Annotated in this window: 15 protein-coding genes; 10 read left to right on the top strand and 5 right to left on the bottom strand. The window is 71.2% G+C overall.

Translation table 11 applies throughout. From position 1 onward, the window contains the following. Positions 1 to 96 precede the first annotated feature (96 nt). The 6 genes from mihF to OG570_RS44820 all read left to right on the top strand — a co-directional run bounded on the left by mihF (position 97) and on the right by OG570_RS44820 (position 6,087). Complete coding sequence (gene mihF, locus OG570_RS44845) at positions 97 to 414, top strand: integration host factor, actinobacterial type (RefSeq protein WP_013224622.1); 318 nt, start codon at positions 97 to 99, stop codon at positions 412 to 414. Continuing rightward, positions 411 to 1,079 (top strand): guanylate kinase, encoded by a 669-nt coding sequence (gmk, locus tag OG570_RS44840; RefSeq protein WP_442788233.1) that lies wholly within the window; start codon positions 411 to 413, stop codon positions 1,077 to 1,079. The genes mihF and gmk overlap by 4 nt, the downstream gene beginning before the upstream one ends. Beyond that, on the top strand, positions 1,076 to 1,345 hold the full coding sequence (rpoZ, locus tag OG570_RS44835) for a DNA-directed RNA polymerase subunit omega (RefSeq protein WP_005152353.1): 270 nt from the start codon (positions 1,076 to 1,078) through the stop codon (positions 1,343 to 1,345). The genes gmk and rpoZ overlap by 4 nt, the downstream gene beginning before the upstream one ends. After that, the gene (coaBC, locus tag OG570_RS44830; RefSeq protein ID WP_326954721.1) at positions 1,338 to 2,558 is read left to right on the top strand and encodes a bifunctional phosphopantothenoylcysteine decarboxylase/phosphopantothenate--cysteine ligase CoaBC; all 1,221 of its coding nucleotides are present in this window, start codon (positions 1,338 to 1,340) and stop codon (positions 2,556 to 2,558) included. Before rpoZ ends, coaBC begins: the two co-directional genes overlap by 8 nt. Before the next feature lie 93 nt (positions 2,559 to 2,651). Continuing rightward, positions 2,652 to 3,854, top strand: a complete 1,203-nt coding sequence (gene metK, locus OG570_RS44825) for a methionine adenosyltransferase (protein WP_326954720.1) — start codon at positions 2,652 to 2,654, stop codon at positions 3,852 to 3,854. A 115-nt stretch (positions 3,855 to 3,969) separates the two neighbouring features. Further along, a complete protein-coding gene (locus OG570_RS44820) occupies positions 3,970 to 6,087 on the top strand; it encodes a primosomal protein N' (protein WP_326954719.1) in 2,118 nt (705 codons plus the stop codon). On the opposite strand, the gene OG570_RS44815 is transcribed toward OG570_RS44820, so the two are convergent. The 5 genes from OG570_RS44815 to OG570_RS44795 all read right to left on the bottom strand — a co-directional run bounded on the left by OG570_RS44815 (position 6,084) and on the right by OG570_RS44795 (position 11,639). Then, entirely contained in the window at positions 6,084 to 7,262 is a 1,179-nt protein-coding gene (locus OG570_RS44815; RefSeq protein WP_326954718.1) for a hypothetical protein, read from the bottom strand. The two genes, OG570_RS44820 and OG570_RS44815, sit on opposite strands and share 4 nt — an antisense overlap. Further along, a complete protein-coding gene (locus tag OG570_RS44810) occupies positions 7,259 to 9,136 on the bottom strand; it encodes a hypothetical protein (protein WP_326954717.1) in 1,878 nt (625 codons plus the stop codon). The genes OG570_RS44815 and OG570_RS44810 overlap by 4 nt, the downstream gene beginning before the upstream one ends. Then, entirely contained in the window at positions 9,133 to 9,957 is an 825-nt protein-coding gene (locus tag OG570_RS44805) for a hypothetical protein (RefSeq protein ID WP_326954716.1), read from the bottom strand. Before OG570_RS44805 ends, OG570_RS44810 begins: the two co-directional genes overlap by 4 nt. A 93-nt stretch (positions 9,958 to 10,050) precedes the next feature. After that, positions 10,051 to 10,629, bottom strand: coding sequence for a Crp/Fnr family transcriptional regulator (locus OG570_RS44800; protein ID WP_326960334.1), 579 nt, complete (start codon positions 10,627 to 10,629; stop codon positions 10,051 to 10,053). A 185-nt stretch (positions 10,630 to 10,814) separates the two neighbouring features. Further along, positions 10,815 to 11,639: a GH25 family lysozyme gene (locus OG570_RS44795; protein WP_326954715.1), complete on the bottom strand. Its 825-nt coding sequence runs from the start codon at positions 11,637 to 11,639 to the stop codon at positions 10,815 to 10,817. Positions 11,640 to 11,850: 211 nt separating this feature from the next. Between OG570_RS44795 and ggt the strand changes: the two genes are divergently transcribed. From ggt to OG570_RS44775, 4 genes are all read left to right on the top strand, one after another. Then, positions 11,851 to 13,650: a gamma-glutamyltransferase gene (gene ggt / locus OG570_RS44790; RefSeq protein WP_326954714.1), complete on the top strand. Its 1,800-nt coding sequence runs from the start codon at positions 11,851 to 11,853 to the stop codon at positions 13,648 to 13,650. 705 nt (positions 13,651 to 14,355) lie between these two features. Next, positions 14,356 to 15,282 (top strand): methionyl-tRNA formyltransferase, encoded by a 927-nt coding sequence (gene fmt / locus OG570_RS44785; protein WP_326947830.1) that lies wholly within the window; start codon positions 14,356 to 14,358, stop codon positions 15,280 to 15,282. Then, complete coding sequence (locus OG570_RS44780; protein WP_247049154.1) at positions 15,279 to 16,703, top strand: RsmB/NOP family class I SAM-dependent RNA methyltransferase; 1,425 nt, start codon at positions 15,279 to 15,281, stop codon at positions 16,701 to 16,703. Before fmt ends, OG570_RS44780 begins: the two co-directional genes overlap by 4 nt. Further along, the gene (locus OG570_RS44775; protein ID WP_326954713.1) at positions 16,700 to 17,197 is read left to right on the top strand and encodes a flavoprotein; all 498 of its coding nucleotides are present in this window, start codon (positions 16,700 to 16,702) and stop codon (positions 17,195 to 17,197) included. Before OG570_RS44780 ends, OG570_RS44775 begins: the two co-directional genes overlap by 4 nt. Positions 17,198 to 17,229 lie beyond the last annotated feature (32 nt).

The following is a 17,229-nucleotide window of genomic DNA, read 5'->3' as shown; positions in this document are numbered from 1 at the left end:
AGCGGGTCCCACCAGCCACCCCCGCATTGTGGCCGGTGCTCACGGGTGGGTACCGTCGCGTCACCCACCCAGATTTGAGAACTACCGGAGGAAAACGTGGCACTTCCCCAGCTGACAGAGGAACAGCGCGCTGCGGCGCTGGAGAAGGCCGCCGCTGCTCGCAAGATCCGTGCTGAGCTGAAGGAGCGGCTGAAGCGGGGCGGTACCACTCTGGTCGACGTGCTGAAGCAGGCCGAGGAGAACGAAGTCCTCGGCAAGATGAAGGTTTCGGCTCTGCTCGAGGCCCTTCCGGGCGTCGGCAAGGTCCGCGCTCAGCAGACCATGGAACGACTGGAGATCGCCCCCAGCCGTCGTCTCCGCGGCCTCGGCGACCGGCAGCGCAAGGCGCTGCTGGCCGAGTTCAGCGGCGAGTGAGCGGCGTCGGTCAGGACAACCCGGCGAGCCGGGGCGCCGACCGCGGCAGTGAGCCGGTGACGGGGGACCTCTCCCGGCACCGGCTCACGGTCGTATCGGGGCCGTCCGGAGTCGGGAAGTCGAGTGTGGTGGGCGAACTGCGGAAGCTGGAGCCCGACATCTACTTCAGCGTCTCGGTCACGACGCGCAAGCCGCGTCCCGGCGAGATCGACGGGGCGCACTACCACTTCGTCGATCGCGTCGAATTCGACGCGATGGTCGCCGAGGGCCGGCTGCTGGAATGGGCCGAGTTCGCGGGCAACTGCTACGGCACCCCGCGCGAGCCCGTCGAGAAGGCGCTCGCCGACGGCCGGCCGGCGATCCTGGAGATCGAACTCCAGGGGGCCCGTCAGGTCCGCGTGGCGATGCCGGAGGCCCGGCTCGTGATGCTGATGCCGCCGTCGTGGGAGGAACTGGTCGGCCGGCTCACCGGGCGCGGCACCGAGAGCGAGGCCGCGGTGCAGACCCGGCTGGCGGAAGCGGAGCGTGAGCTGGCCGCCGCCGGGGAGTTCGACGAGCGCCTCGTCAACGCCGACGTGCGAGAGGCCGCTGAGCACTTGCTAAGCTTGATTACCGGTGCGCAGTTTGCCGCCGGTAGACCAGAGGATTCGGAGCACCACGAGTGACGACTCAGGCGACCCTGCACGAAGAGCTCGAGGGCATCACCAACCCGCCGATCGACGACCTCCTCGAGAAGGTCAGCTCGAAGTACGCGCTGGTGATCTACTCGGCCAAGCGTGCCCGCCAGATCAACGACTACTACGCCCAGCTGGGCGAGGGCCTGCTCGAGTACGTCGGCCCGCTCGTCGAGCCGGGCCCGCGCGAGAAGCCGCTCTCGATCGCGCTGCGCGAGATCCACGGTGGCCTGCTCGAGCACACCGAGGGTGAGTAACCCCCGCGTCGTCCTGGGCGTGGGCGGCGGCATCGCCGCCTACAAGGCCTGTGAGGTCCTGCGCGGACTGACCGAATCCGGTCACGACGTCCGCGTGGTACCCACCGAAGCCGCGCTGAACTTCGTCGGCGCGGCCACCTTCGAAGCCCTCTCCGGCCACCCGGTGCACACCGGCGTGTTCACCGAGGTGCCCGAGGTGCAGCACGTCCGCGTCGGCAAGGAGGCCGACCTCGTCATCGTCGTCCCGGCCACCGCGAACCTGCTCGCGAAGGCCGCCCACGGCATCGCGGACGACCTGCTGACGAACACCCTGCTCACCGCCCGGTGCCCGATCGCCTTCTTCCCGGCGATGCACACCGAGATGTGGGAGCACCCGGCGACCCGCGACAACGTCGCGCTGCTGCGGTCCCGCGGCCTGGTGGTCGCCGAGCCCGACTCCGGCCGGCTGACCGGTGTCGACACCGGCAAGGGCCGGCTGGCGAACCCCGCCGAAATCGTCGATCTCGCCCGGCTGCTGCTGGCCAAACCCGGCGCCCTGCCGCGCGACCTCGAAGGCGTCCACGTCGTCGTCTCAGCGGGTGGGACGCGTGAGCCGCTGGACCCGGTCCGCTACCTGGGCAACCGCTCGTCCGGCAAGCAGGGCTACGCGCTGGCCCGCGTCGCCGCACAGCGCGGCGCCGAGGTCACCCTGGTCGCGGCGCACACGGTCGCGCTGCCGGACCCGGCGGGGAGCACCGTGAAGCACGTGTCGACCGCCGAGGAGATGCGGGTCGCGGTGCACGAGGCGGCCGCTTCGGCCGACGTCGTCGTGATGGCCGCCGCCGTCGCCGACTTCCGGCCGGCGAACCGGGCCGAGGTCAAGATCAAGAAGTCCGACGACCAGCCGGACCCGGTCATCACCCTGGACCGCAACGCCGACATCCTCGCCGAGCTGGTGCGGAACCGGCGCAGCGGGCAGGTCGTCGTCGGGTTCGCCGCCGAGACCGGTGACGAGCACGGCAGCGTCCTCGACCACGCCCGCGTGAAGCTCAAGCGCAAGGGTGCCGACCTGCTGATGGTCAACGCGGTCGGCGACGGCAAGGCGTTCGGCACCGAGGACAACTCGGGCTGGCTGCTGGCCGCCGACGGCACGGAAATCCCTATACCTCTGGCTCGGAAGTCGGAGCTCGCGTCCACCCTGTGGGACGCTGTGGTGGGCTTCATGAAGCATTGACTGTCCCCCGAGCGATAGTCAGTACGCTTGCACAGGTAAGGGGTGCCTAAGTTTCGGGGCATCCGACGACAAGGTGAGGAAGTGACGGCCACCGTGACCGCGTCTAGCAGCAGATTGTTCACCTCGGAGTCGGTGACCGAAGGGCACCCCGACAAGATTTGCGACGCCATCAGCGACTCGATCCTGGACGGGCTGCTGTCGAAGGACCCGCGCAGCCGCGTCGCGGTCGAGACCCTGATCACCACCGGGCAGGTCCATGTCGCCGGTGAGGTGACGACCGAGGCTTATGCCGATATCCCGACGATCGTGCGGGACGTGATCCTGCGGATCGGGTACGACTCGTCGGCGAAGGGGTTCGACGGCAATTCGTGTGGTGTCAACGTGGCGATCGGGTCGCAGTCGGCCGACATCGCCCAGGGTGTCGACACCGCCTACGAGTCCCGGGTCGAGTCCGACGAGGACGAGATCAACCGCCAGGGTGCGGGTGACCAGGGCCTGATGTTCGGTTACGCGTGTTCCGACACCCCGGAGCTGATGCCGCTGCCGATCGCGCTGGCGCACCGGCTGTCGAAGCGGCTGACCGCGGTCCGCAAGGACGGCGTGCTGCCGTACCTGCGTCCCGACGGCAAGACCCAGGTGACCATCGAGTACGCCGGTGACCAGCCGGTGCGGCTCGACACCGTGGTCGTGTCCTCGCAGCACGCCGACGGCATCGACCTGGACAAGATGCTCAGCGTCGACGTCAAGGAGCACGTCGTCGGCCCGGAGCTCGAAGACCTGGGCATCGACACCTCGAGCGCGCGGCTGCTGGTCAACCCGACCGGTCGCTTCGTGATCGGTGGTCCGATGGGTGACGCCGGGCTGACCGGTCGCAAGATCATCGTCGACACCTACGGCGGCATGGCCCGTCACGGTGGTGGCGCGTTCTCGGGCAAGGACCCGTCGAAGGTGGACCGTTCGGCGGCGTACGCGATGCGGTGGGTGGCGAAGAACGTCGTCGCGGCGGGGTTGGCGACGCGGACTGAGGTGCAGGTCGCGTACGCGATCGGCAAGGCGGCGCCGGTGGGGTTGTTCGTGGAGACGTTCGGGACGGAGACGGTGGACCCGTCGAAGATCCAGCAGGCCATCACCGAGGTGTTCGACCTGCGGCCGGCCGCGATCATCCGTGACCTGGACCTGCTGCGCCCGATCTACGCCCCGACCGCCGCGTACGGCCACTTCGGCCGTCCGGAGCTGAACCTCCCGTGGGAGAGCACCGCCCGCTCCGCGGACCTGAAGTCGGCCGCGGGAGCCTGATCCGTTTGCCGTGAAGGGCACCTTCAGGGACATATAAGCCCTGAAGGTGCCCTTCACGGCGTTCCGGCGTCGGGGCTGTCGGAGTCTGTCAGTGGGGTCTGGTAGAGATCTCCGGGTGAGCAGTTCCGAGCCCGCCGCCCTCTGGGAGCTTCCCGAGGGGCCGCCGCCCGCCGCCGCGAAAGCCGCGGTGCCGTCGCGTGCCCGGAAGAAGCCGTCGAAGGCGCCGAAGCCGGGGGAGAAGGCGAAGGGCGCCCAGCAGCCCGCGCCCGAACGGTCCGTCGCCCGGATTGTCGTCGACATCCCGCTGGCCCACCTCGACCGCACCTTCGACTACCGCGTGCCGGAGAAGCTGCACGAGACCGCGGTACCGGGCTGCCGGGTCCGCGTCCGGTTCGCCGGGCAGCTGGTCGACGGCTACCTCGTCGAACGCGCCGAGACGACCGACTACGGCAGCAAACTGGCCTTCCTCGACCGCGTCACCTCCGCCGAACCGGTGCTGACGCCGTCGTTGCACGCCCTCTGCCGCGCAGTGGCCGACCGCTACGGCGGCACGCTCTCGGACGTCCTGCGGCTCGCGATCCCGCCGCGGCACGCGAAAGTCGAAGGTGAGCCACCCGCCGAGACGGCCGCGTTCCCGGAGGCGCCCGACAGCACGGCCTGGGCGCGTTACCAGCGTGGCCCGGCGTTCCTGGAGGCGCTGGCCGAGGGGAAGCCCGCGAACGCCGTCTGGCAGGCCCTGCCGGGCGAAGACTGGCCGCGCCGGCTGGCCGAGGCCGCGGCGACCGCCGCCGCGGCCGGGCACGGCGCCGTGCTGGTGGTGCCGGACCACCGCGACCTGACGCGGGTGCACGAGGCGTGTGCCGCGCTCGTGGGCTCCGATGGCGTGGTCGCGTTGATCGCCGGGCTCGGGCCCGCCGAGCGGTACCGGCGCTGGCTCGCGGTGCTGCGCGGCGCGGTGCGGGTGGTGGTCGGCACGCGGGCGGCGATGTTCGCGCCGGTCGCCGAGCCCGGCCTGTTCGTGGTCTGGGACGACGGCGACGACCTGCACCTCGACCAGCACGCGCCGTACCCGCACGTCCGCGACGTGCTGATGGACCGCGCACACACGGCGAAGGCGTCCCTGCTGGTGGGCGGTTTCGCCCGGACGGCCGAGGCGCAGCTGCTCGTCGAGTCGGGCTGGGCGGCCCCGGTCCTGGCGGACCGCACGGACCTGCGCGCGGCGGCCCCCCGCGTCACCCCGGTCGGCGAGGACTTCGACGTCGCCCGCGACGAAGCGGCCCGCGTCGCCCGCCTCCCAGCCGTGGCGTTCGAGGCGGCCCGCCAGGCGTTCGCGGCGGGCGTCCCGACGCTGATCCAGGTCCCGCGGCGTGGCTACGTGCCGGGCCTGGCCTGCGGAAACTGCCGCACGTCGGCCCACTGCCGCCGCTGCGCCGGCCCGTTGGCCCTGCCGGGAGGTTCGATCGACGGCCAGCCGAAGCCGCCGGCGTGCCGCTGGTGCGGCGTCCCGGAAACGGCGTTCCGCTGCTCGGCGTGCGGCTCGGTCCGCCTGCGAGCGGTGATCGTCGGCGCGAAGCGCACAGCGGAGGAACTGGGCCGGGCGTTCCCCGGCATCCCGGTCCGCACGTCGGGCGCATCGGAGGTGCTCGCTTCGGTGCCGGGAAAACCCGCACTGGTGGTGTGCACACCAGGAGCGGAACCGGTGGCCGAAGGCGGCTACGGCGCGGCATTGCTGCTGGACGGCTGGGCATTGCTGGGCCGCCAAGACCTCCGGGCAGGAGAAGAAACCCTTCGCCGCTGGATGGCCGCGGCGGCCCTGGTCCGCCCTTCTACCCAGGGCGGCCGGGTCATCGTCGGAGCCGAGGCGGGCATGGCGGTGGTCCAGGCCCTGGTCCGCTGGGACCCGGCATGGCACGCGTCGCAGGAACTGGCCGAGCGCCGGGAACTGGGCTTCCCCCCGGCAATGCGCATGGCGAGCGTCGAAGGTACCCCGGACGCGGTGGCAGGCGTCCTGGACGACCTCCCGCTGCCCCCCTCCGGCGAAGTCTTGGGCCCGGTCCCGCTGGGCGAGGTGGACGAAGAGGGCAACGCGGAGCGAGAGCGAGCACTGGTCCGGGTCTCCCGCAGCGAAGGCAAAGCCTTGGCCACGGCAATCCACGCAGCCGCAGCCCGCCGCGACGCGCGAAAGGCCACCGAACCGATCCGCATCCAGCTGGACCCGATGGAACTCATTTAGCCGCCGGCGCCCCAGTCGCGGTTCTCGTCCGGTTCGGGAGCGCCCGGATCGCCGTCGAAGAAAGCGCCTTGGGTGTGCGATGAGTTAGTTCCATTCTCCGGTTCGTCCGCGTCGATCGTCCGGTAGCTCTCGCGTACCCGCTGCGCCTTGTCGGAGTGCCCGTGCTGTTCGACGAGATCGGCGAGCTGGTGCCCGAACAAGCCGTTGTCGGCGTCCTCGGGATCAGGCAGCAGATCGGCGTGGACGGCCTGGGGTTCGGCCACCTGCTCGGCGTCCTCGACCGTGAAAGCCGGTTCTGGCGAGTTGAACGGCGGGGTGAAGAACGCCGGTGTGGGAGCCGGTTCACGCAGGTGTTCCGGCAGCAGGTGCCGGAACAGCTCGTCCACCTCGGCATTGTTGGCGGCCGCGGACAACCGCGCCAAGGTTCCGATGAGGTCGACCGTCTCGTGCACGTTCTCCTCGGTGCGCGCGAGCCACCACACCACGGTGCTGCCGACGCTGGTCAGCACCTCGTCGCCCAGATAGGCACGCATCATCCGCTGGTGCTCGATCTGCCGCTCCTGCACCTGCTGCTGCCGGCGCAGCGCGTCCAGCGTCCGGAGGTGTTCGCGATGTTCCTGGCCGACTCCGGTCTTCACATCGGTTGCCCAGACGGACAGCGTCCCGTCGGGACTGGTGGCGGGCTGCCCGAGCGAAGCCGCCAGTGCATGGAGGACGGTGTCGTCTTCCGGGTGGTGCATTCGGCTGATCTGCTGAGCTCGCTGCACCACTGCTGCCGCGGCTATCGCACCCTGGTCGGTGTGACTGTCGAGTGGCCGGGCAGTGGCCGGGCCCCAGTGCACTGTGCAGCCGAACCTGAACGGGATGCCGTCCATCGAGCTGGGCAGCGATCCGGAGGAAACCTCGTGACTCGGCGGTGCCACAGGGGCCGGAGGCGGCGGTGGCGGAGGTGCTTGTTGGGCCGCCATCTGCCGCCGGTACTCGGTTTCGGCGCGGAGCTCCGCTTGCTCGCGGTGGTCGTACCAACCGCGCAGCACGAACAGCGTGATGACGAGCGCGCCCGCCATCAGCACTATGGTCAGCCACAACGGCCAGTCGGCGGCGAGGCCGGCGCCCAGGGGCACGAGCAGAGCGCCGGCAATGACGGCGATCGCACCGGTGGTGTTCTTGTTCATGCTTCTCCTAGGCGTGCAGCGGTCATTCGTGTGTCGATGTGGTGCTGGAGGGCGAGTGCGCTTCGCAGGCGGGCTTCGCGGGACTCTTCGTCCGCAGTCCGAACCTGGTCGCGAGCGAACGCGTAGAGCCGGCTGAGCAAGCGAACTTGTTGGTCGCAGGCCTCGACGAGCAGAAGTGGGTGTTCGGCAAGCCAGGCCCGGACCGGTGCCTCGGGCAGCGTTCCGATGCCTTCGGCCATCAAGGGCCGCCAGAGCGACAGCAGGTGGTTTCTCGTCTTGCTACCCGCTGCCACCCAGTCGGGGACGCGCAGTCCCAGCAGGATCGCCCGGTCGGCCGGATGCGAAATGACAGTGGCCAATCGGTGGATCAGCCAACGTTCGAAGTTTCGCCGGTAGACCAGTTCGAGCAGGCGTTCGCGCGCGAGGTCTCGCACCGACGCGTCGTCGCTGCGGGTGAAGTAGTGCAGCCGCACCATCGCCTGGATCGGGCGTGCCGGGGCGATCGTCACGGTGCACGCTTCGATCATCACCGTGGCGAAACCGGCCGGTGTGCGGGATTTCCGCGCCCAGTCGTAGACGAACCGCCGGAACTCCGGCGCCCGGGTGTCGTCGCGCAAGCCGGCGTCGAGCACCTGGAGCGCGAGGGGTTTCGGACCGGCGTCCTCCGACCAGCGACGAGCCAGTGCGTACAGGGGCTCGATCGGTCCGGTCCCCAGTGCCTGCTCGGCGAAGTATTCGACGAGGCCCGTGGCGGATTCCGTGTCGAGCCGGGGCGCCACGTGCGCTACCCAATCGGACACCTGGCCGCGCAGATCGGGGAAGTACGTCCAGAAGTGCGCTCGGACCGCCTTGTCCAGAGCCAGCTCCGTGAACGCGACGTCCCTGCGCCCGTCCACGTGGAGCTTGACCTTCTCCATTCGCTCCGCGAGGTAGCTGCCACCGAGGCTGTGCCGTTCCTCTCGAGGAGGTTTCACGATCGTCGTGAAGGCGTTTTCGGCTGCCACCATGTCGTCCAGGGACGCCCCGGGAAGGAACGCCGCGACCACCAGCAACGCGCGCAGCGTGGGATCCTGGTGTTCGCGGAACAGCAAAGCGGCTTGGTGCCCGCGCCCGACATGGGCCGCGACTGCCTCGCGCATCCAATCGGAGAGCGTGTCACGGGCGCCGCGTCGAGCCGCCTCGGCGGTCAGGAAAGCGAGGTCGGCCACCTCTCGCACCGGAGACCCGGCCAAGTACGGCTCGAGGTTGTCGGGTACCTGGAACGTGGTGGGCAGCGGGATGGCTTCCGCCGACAGGCAGGCCTCGAACACGGCCCTGCCGGGCGGACGCCTGATGGACTTGACCATGGCCGCGTTCCACTCGGGCAGCAGCGCGCGTTGCTCACCCCGGACTACGACGGCGAACCGGGCGTCCTGATGGTCGACAGCATGCCGGAAGGCCTCCAGATCGCGGCGGAGGTCGCGGACGCGCTGGTCGTCCGTACGGGTCAAGTCGAGCAACAGCCGCTCGCCCGGCCTGATCTCGGCCGGGTCGAGGGGACACTCGTCGTCCTCGGCGCGGTCGGGCAGTTCGCGGAGCCGTCCGGAGTCCAAGGTCGCGTTGTCGGTGAGGGCCATCAGCGCGGCAGTCCGGCGCCCGGCACCGTCGGGGCCGGTGACGACGATCGTGCGGTGCTCGCCGAACAGCGGTCCGTGCGGCGCTTCCGGGCTGACGTAACGCGCGGCGAGCCAGGCGATGTGTTCGTCCGACACGAACCGGTCGGCGCGCCGGCGCCGGAATCCCGCTGCGTAGAAGGTGATGTGCTGATCCCCGGAGCCGCCGTGCAGGAACCCCGGACCACCGCCGGTGTCGACGGTGTTCCGCGGGGCGGTCATGGCCGGTGGTGGTCGTCGCGGGGCGCGGGGGCGTGGTAGTTCTGGTCGCCGGTGCCGCCGTGCAGAAACCCGGGCCCTCCGTGGGTGTTGACCGTGTTCTGCGGTCCGGAGCCGGTCGGAGTTGCTTCGCCGTTCTGCTGGTCGTGGGCCACCGCCCCCGTGTCCGCCTGGTCGGAGACTCGCGGGAGGAAGCCGTCGCGGAGCAGGTCGCCGCTGGGGGAGGGCACGCGGAGGTAGCCGGTGCCGCGGTGCTTCTTGACCTCGACCGGTGCGGGGACGTAGTGCTCGGGCGCGTCCGCGGCGTACCCCGACAGCACCGCGTCGTGGTACGCCTGTTCCGAGACGATGGCCGCCACGCGGGTCATCGGCCCGGAGCGGTTGAGGAGTTCACGGACCGGTCCGGCGTCGAGCAGCCGGTGCGTTTCGATGCGCGCCGTCCCGCTTCCTTCGCTGAGCAGATCGGTTCCCGAGTCGGTGACCGGTCCGATGTGGACGCTGACGCGCATCCGCAGCGGGACCGGGTCGGCGTGCACTTCGCTGCGGTAGACGAGTTCTTCCTGCAGTGCAGCGAGGAAGGGGTTCAGCAGGAACGGGAGCATCTTGGACGGGAGGCCGAGCGCGTAGCCGTCGCCGGTGCCGAAACCGAATCGCTGTCGGTGCCAGATCTCGCTGAGCCCGCAGCGCTGGAACGCCGAACAGAGGATCGTGGGTATCGCGTCGGTGATCCGGGCGTGGTCCTTGGCCAGTACACCGCTGAAGTCGCGGATGTCGACGGCGAGCAGGGCTCGGTAGGGCGGTAGTTCTGCGGCTGCTGGCGTCACGGGGATCTCCTCGTAGTCGGGCTGCGAACACGAGGGTGCCGACAAACGGGAGGCGGGATTGTCCGGCGTCGGACAGTCTGGAAGTGGCGCGCGTCACACTCCTGCGGAAGTCTTCAGCGTTTCGAGACTCGATACCTCAAGTCGTCGCCCAGGCCGTAGCGCGCCGAGTTTGCGGAGGTGCTGGAGGTGAAGTGCGACGGTGCTGCGGGCGAGCCCCAGGGCTTCGGCGATGTCCTGCTGGGAGAACGGCACCTGATCCGGGTTCGTGGCGGCTCGGTCGGCGAGAGCCACGACTTCGAGCAGCAGCCGCGCGATCTTCCGTTCAGGACTGAAGTGCACGAGTTCGACTTGATAGGGGACCGTCTGGGAAAGCTTCGTCACCAGGTAGTCGGTCAAGACCGAGTGTCCGTCGTGTTCGCTGAGGAAGGCGTTGAATCGATCGCCGGAGAGCACGCGGACCGTGCACGTATCGATCGTTTCGACGGTGGCCGTCCGCGCTGACAGTCGCCGCGCGGCGACTTCGCCGATGAGATCGCCGGCACCGCGCAGGGTGATCAGCAGCTGTCCGCCGTCGCGTTCCCCGCCGAGCACCTTCACCCGGCCGGAGATGAGCGCGAGGACGGTTGACCCGGGCTCCCCTTGCCGGAAGACGCGACTCCCGGGTGGGTACACGCGGTTGGCGCCGGACTCCAGCAATGAGCTCCACCGGCTCTCACCGAGGAGTGCGCGAAATCCACGTGTCACGAAAGGTGATATACCGCTTACGTGCCGTACGCACAATGGGATCTCGGTGTTTGTCCCGGAGAAGGCTCCGAATGGGAGCACGCCCGGCGCGTGGCGTGCTCCCGACCCGGGTGTCAGCCGGTCGCCAGGACCTTCAAGCGCGAGATGTCCGCGCTGAACTGGTCCTGGTCGAGCGGTGTGGAGCTGTACTGCCAGAACGTGTAGAAGCCCCACTTGTACGGCAGCGTGCCCACCGACGACGCATACCGAGCCACCCACAGCGGGTTCGTCGAGCTGAAGTCGCCCGTGTTGCCGGTGCACTGGCTCCACCAGCTCGTCGCCGTGTAGATCACCGGCCAGCGGGTGGTCTTCTTGTGGTACTCGTCGCTGAACGCCTTGATCCACGCGACCATCTGCGCCGCGGTCTTGCCGTAGCACGCGTTGTTCGGGCCCCACTCGATGTCGAGTGTGCCCGGCAGCGTCCTGCCGTCCTTCGACCAGCCGCCGCCGTGGGCGACGAAGTAGTCGGCCTGGGCCGCGCCGCCCGCGAGGTCCGGGCGGCCGTAGTGGTAGGCCCCGTGGATCATGCCGACGTTGTAGGAACCGGTGTACTGCTGGCTGAAGTAGGCGTTGACGTAGCCGGTGCCCTCGGTCGCCTTGACGTAGGCGAACTTCTTGCCCGCGCTCCAGTACGACGCCCAGTTGACGTTGCCCTGGTACGAGCTGACGTCGATGCCGGGGACGCTCGCGTCCACCGACGCCGGGGCCGAGCCGGCCGGGGCGACGCCGACGCCGTCGTGGGCGCGGATCGCGGCGCCCATCTCGTGGTTGCCGGTGGCGTCCTGGTCCGGGAGCCCCGGCGCCGCGTTCGCGCCGGTGGCGGTCACGACCAGCAGGGAGGCCGAGACCGCGAGCGCGGCGCCGAACAGGCGTCGCCACCCCCGTCGTTGTGCTGTCATCGTCGTTCCTTTCGGGTTGCCCTCGCTGTGCGCGGCTGTGCAGGGCCGCGCGGCATGAGTCTGTTACATCTACGTGGGCAATGTCACTGCTCCATGTGATTCAATTTCCCGCTGTGGCCGAGCCCGTGAATCGGCAACGGACCGGACGAAAGGGATTCCGGGGTCCCTTTGGCGCTTGAAGCGGCCTGGCGCAGGGGGCAGACTCGCCCGCATGCCCGCGCTCCGGAGTCGCCGAACCCTCGTCATCGCCGCCACGGCCGCGCTCTTCACGACCGTCGCGACCGGACCCGCCACCGCCGCCACGCCCACCCCGAAGACACCGGTCGCCACCGGCTTCGGCGGCGCCGTGGCCAGCATCGACGCCGACGCCACCGCGATCGGCACCCAGGTCCTGCGCGACGGCGGGAACGCCGTCGACGCGGCCGTCGCCGTCGCCGCCGCGCTCGGGGTCACCGACCCGTTCTCCGCCGGGGTCGGCGGGGGCGGGTTCTTCGTCTACTACGACGCCAGGACCGGCCGCGTCCACACCTTGGACGGCCGCGAGACCGCGCCGAAGTCGGCCGACGCGAACCTCTTCGTCGAAAACGGCCAGCCGCTGCCGTTCAACGACGCCGTCACGAGCGGGCTGAGCGTCGGCGTCCCCGGCACGCCCGCGACGTGGTCCGAGGCGCTGCGCAAGTGGGGGACGCGGTCGCTGGCGAAGACCCTGAAGCCCGCGGAGAACCTGGCGCGCAAGGGATTCGTCGTCGACCCGACGTTCCAGACGCAGATCGCGAACAACGCCGCGAGGTTCGCCGCGTTCCCGTCGACACGCTCGCTGTACCTGCCGGACGGCGCGCCGCCCGAGCCCGGCACCGTCTTCCGGAACCCGGACCTCGCCGCGACGTACGCGCAGCTGGAGCGCGGCGGCGTCGACGCGCTGTACCGGGGCCCGATCGGTGCGGACATCGCGAAGACCGTGCAGAATCCGCCGAAGGATCCCGCCTCGACGTTGAACGTGCGCCCCGGCAAGCTGACCGCCCGGGACATCGCCGACTACCGGGCGATCGAGCGCACGCCGACCCACGCCGAGTACCGCGGGCTGGACGTCTACGGCATGCCGGCGCCGTCGTCGGGCGGGCTGACCGTCGGCGAGGCGCTCAACATCCTCGAGAACTACGACCTCAAGCACGCGAGCAAGGCCGACTACCTGCAGTACTTCCTGGAGTCGACGCGGTTCGCCTTCGCCGACCGCAACCGCTGGATCGGCGACCCGGCCGTGATCGACGTCCCGGCCAAGCAGCTGCTGAGCCAGCGCTTCGCCGACTCGCGGGCCTGCCTGATCTCGAAGGACAAGGCCGCGACCAGCCCGGTCGCGCCCGCCGACCCGAGGCACCCGACCCCGTGTCAGGCGGGGACCACCGGCGCCCCGACACCGTACGAGGGGGAGAACACCACCCACCTCACGGTCGCCGACAAGTGGGGCAACGTCGTCGCCTACACGCTGACGATCGAGCAGGAGGGCGGCAGCGGGATCGTCGTGCCGGGCCGCGGGTTCCTGCTCAACAACGAGCTGACCGACTTCTCGTTCACGCCGGTGACGCCGGGTGTGCCCGACCCGAACCTGCCCGGCCCCGGCAAGCGGCCGCGCTCGTCGATGGCGCCGACGATCGTGCTCAAGGACGGCCGCCCGTTCTTCGCGACGGGCTCGCCGGGCGGGGCGTCGATCATCACGACGGTGCTGCAGGTGCTGACCGGCCGGATCGACCGCGGCCTCTCGCTGGAGGACGCCATCGCGGCGCCGCGCGCGTCGCAGCGGAACTCGGCGCAGGCCCAGGTCGAGCAGGAGTTCCTGAACCTGCCCGAGACGGCGGCGCTCAAGGCCCGCGGCCAGGGCTTCTCGACGGCGCCCGCGGAGATCGGCGCGGCCACCGGAGTCGAGCGCCTGCGCGACGGCCGCTGGCTGGCGGCGGCGGAACCGGTCCGCCGCGGCATCGGCTCGGCCCAGGTGGTGTGGCCCACGCACTGGTAGCGGCCCGCGGCCAGGCCGGCTCGCCTTGCGGCCTGGTTCGCGGCGCGCCCTGGCTCGAACTTCGGTCGGATCGCCTTGAGGTCGGATCCGAAGCGAGCTGGTTCTGGCGTGGCCCGGTTCGCCTTGTGGCCTGGCTCGGCTGAACTCCGGTTGGCTGGCCTTGCGTCGGATCTCGAAGCGAGCCGGTTTCGGCGCGGGCCGGCTTGCCTTGCGGTCTGGCTCGGCCGGAACTCCGGTTGGCTAGCCTTGCGGCCGGATCCCGAAGCAAGCCGGTCCCGAAGCAAGCCGGTCCCGAAGCAAGCCGGTCCCGACACGGCCCAGCGCGCCTTGGGCCTGACTTGCGGGCGCGCCTCGGCCCCGGCGCGACCTGCTCCAAAACAGCCGGAGTCCTGAGCAGCCCGGTCGCGACGCAGCCCGATCCCCAGTGCGGCCGCCCCCAGCACCGCGCTGCTCGCCACACAGCCCCGGCCCCGAAAGCAGCCCCCACCCTCACCGGGGGTCCGGCCCCGGTCCCAGTTTACCGGGGGTGGCCGACGGAAAGCCGGGAACGGCCGCGACCGGGGACGGTTGTCCACATCACGGCCGGGTTGTGCACAACTTCGGCCCAAGGTGGGCACTGGCGCGCCCGGCCGGAGGGGGCCTTCTAGACTCAGGCCCGATGTTCCAGCCACGTGAGTCCTCCCTGCTCCCGCCGGTGGTGGGCCGATGAAGCTCGTCTTCGCCGGCACCCCCGAACCGGCGGTCCCCGCCCTGCGCGCTCTGCTCGACTCCGGCCGGCACGAGGTCGTCGCCGTCGTGACCCGGCCCGATGCCCAGGCCGGGCGCGGCCGTCACGTCGTCCGCTCGCCCGTCGGCGCCCTCGCCGACGAGCACGGCATCGAGGTGCTGACGCCCGCCCGCGCCGGTGACCCGGCCTTCCTCGCGCGGCTCGCCGAGCTCGCGCCGGACGCCTGCCCGGTCGTCGCCTACGGGGCGTTGCTGCCGCAGTCCGCGCTCGACATCCCGTCGCTCGGCTGGGTGAACCTGCACTTCTCGCTGCTGCCCGCCTGGCGCGGGGCCGCGCCGGTGCAGGCCGCGATCCGCGCCGGTGACGAGATCACCGGCGCCTCGACCTTCCGGATCGTCAAGGAGCTGGACGCGGGCCCGGTCTTCGGCGTGGTCACCGAGACCATCGCCGCGACCGACACCGCGGGCGAGCTGCTCGGCCGGCTGTCGGAGTCCGGGGCCAAGCTGCTGCTGTCCACCATGGACGGTCTCGCCGACGGCACCCTGCGCGCGCAGGAACAGCCCGCCGAGGGGCTCAGCTACGCGCCGAAGGTGACGGTCGACGACGCCCGCGTGTCGTTCGCCGACCCGGCCGCGGCGGTCGACCGGCAGATCCGGTCGGTCACCCCGGAGCCGGGCGCGTGGGCGGAGTTCCGCGGGGAACGGCTGAAGCTCGGCCCGGTCACGGTGGTCGACGAACCCGGCCCGCCGCCGGGCGAGCTCGTGCTGGAACGCAAGCGGGTGCTGGTCGGGACGGCGACGAAGCCGTTGCGGCTCGGCGAAGTGCAGGCACCCGGCAAGAAACGGATGGCGGCCACCGACTGGGCTCGCGGAACACGGATCGAGCAGGGAGAACGCCTCCGATGAACGACAACAGGGAACGCCGGCCGTCACGGCCGCAGCGGAGCCACCCGGCCCCGCGCAAGGAAAGCCCGCGCCGCCCGCCGGAGGTGGACGCCGCCCGCCAGGCCGCGTTCGACGTCCTGCGCGCCGTGCGCGAGAAGGACGCCTACGCCAACCTCGTCCTGCCGGACCTGCTGCGCGAGCGGCGGATCAGCGGCCGGGACGCCGCGTTGGCCACCGAGCTGGCGTACGGCACGTCGCGGGCGCAGGGCCTGCTCGACGCCGTCATCGAGGCCAACGCCGAGCGGCCGCTGGCCAAGACCGACCCCACGGTGCTGGACGCGCTGCGCCTCGGCGTCTACCAGCTGCTGCGCACGCGCATCCCGGAGCACGCCGCGGTGACGTCCACTGTGGACCTCGTGCGCGCCGAAGCCGGTTCGTGGGCCACGGGGTTCGCGAACGCCATCATGCGCAAGGTGTCCGAAAAGGACGAAGCCGCCTGGCTCGACGAGCTGGCGCCGGACGACTCGACCGACCCGATCGGCGCGTACGCGCTGCGCACCGCCCACCCGCGCTGGATCGCCCGCTCGTTCGCCGAAGCGCTGGGGGACAAGGGTGCCGGCCTCAAGGCCGCGCTCGAAGCCGACGACGCGCGGCCCGAAGTGCACCTGGTCGCCCGCCCCGGCGAGATCACCGCCGACGAGCTGGCCGCCATCACCGGCGGCGACCCGGCGCCGTACTCGCCCTACGGCGTGCGCCTGCCCGCGGGCGCCGGCGACCCGGCCGACGCCGAGCCGATCCGCGAACGGCTCGCCGCGGTGCAGGACGAGGGCAGCCAGCTCTGCGCGATCGCCGCGACGAAGGTGCCGGTCGAGGGCTCGGACGAGCGCTGGCTCGACCTCTGCGCCGGCCCCGGCGGCAAGGCGGTCATGCTCGGCTCCCTCGCGGCGTTGAGCGGCGCGACCGTGGACGCCGTCGAAAAGGCGCCGCACCGCGCGAAGCTGGTCGAGAAGGCCACGATCGGCCTGCCGGTGAAGGTGCACGTCGCCGACGGCCGCGAAAGCGGCTTGGAGCCGGGCTACGACCGGATCCTCGTCGACGCGCCCTGCAGCGGCCTCGGCGCGCTGCGACGGCGGCCGGAGGCGCGCTGGCGGCGCCAGCCCTCCGACGTCGCGGACCTGACGAAGCTGCAGGGTGAGCTGATCACCGCGGCCTACGCCCTGCTGCGGCCCGGCGGCGCGCTCACCTACGTCGTCTGCTCGCCGCACCTGGCCGAGACCGAGGGTGTGGTGGGCGAGACGGCGCGGCGGCTGAAGGCCGAAGTGCTGGACTCGCGGGAGTTCTTCCCCGGTGTGCCGGAACTCGGTGACGGGCCGTACGTGCAGCTGTGGCCGCACCGCCACGGCACCGACGCGATGTTCTGCGCCGTGCTGCGCAAACCGTGAGGGATCTCGGGCTGGTCGCCGGCTCGTGCGGCGGGCTGGACGTCCGGTTCGCCGCCGAGCTGGCCCGGCCCGCCGCCGCCCGCGGCTGGCGGACGGCGATCACCCTGACGCCGACGGCGATGCGCTGGCTCGAGTCGACCGGCGCCCTGACGGACGTCGAGTCGGCGACCGACCTGCCGGTGCGCAGCGCGTCCCGGCTGCCGGGGGAGCCCCGGCCGCACCCGGACCCGTCGGTGTTCCTGTTCGCGCCCGCGTCGGCCAACTCGGTGGCGAAGCTGGCGCTCGGGATCGCGGACAACCAGGCCCTGACCGTGCTCGGTGACGTCCTCGGCGCGCCCGGGATCACGATCGTCGTGGCCTACCAGATCCAGGACACCCGGGTGCACCACCCGGCGTGGCAGCGCCACCTCGGCACCCTCGCGGAGGCCGGGGTGACGCTGCACCGCCTGGACGTCGGGCGGCCGTGGACCGAGGCGCTGGACCTGCTGCCCTGAGCAGGGGCGCTTCCCTGAACAGCCGGTTTCCC

Origin of the sequence: Amycolatopsis sp. NBC_01286 (assembly GCF_035982555.1) — a bacterium.
Lineage (GTDB): Bacteria > Actinomycetota > Actinomycetes > Mycobacteriales > Pseudonocardiaceae > Amycolatopsis.
This window is presented reverse-complemented; position numbering and strand designations above follow the sequence as displayed.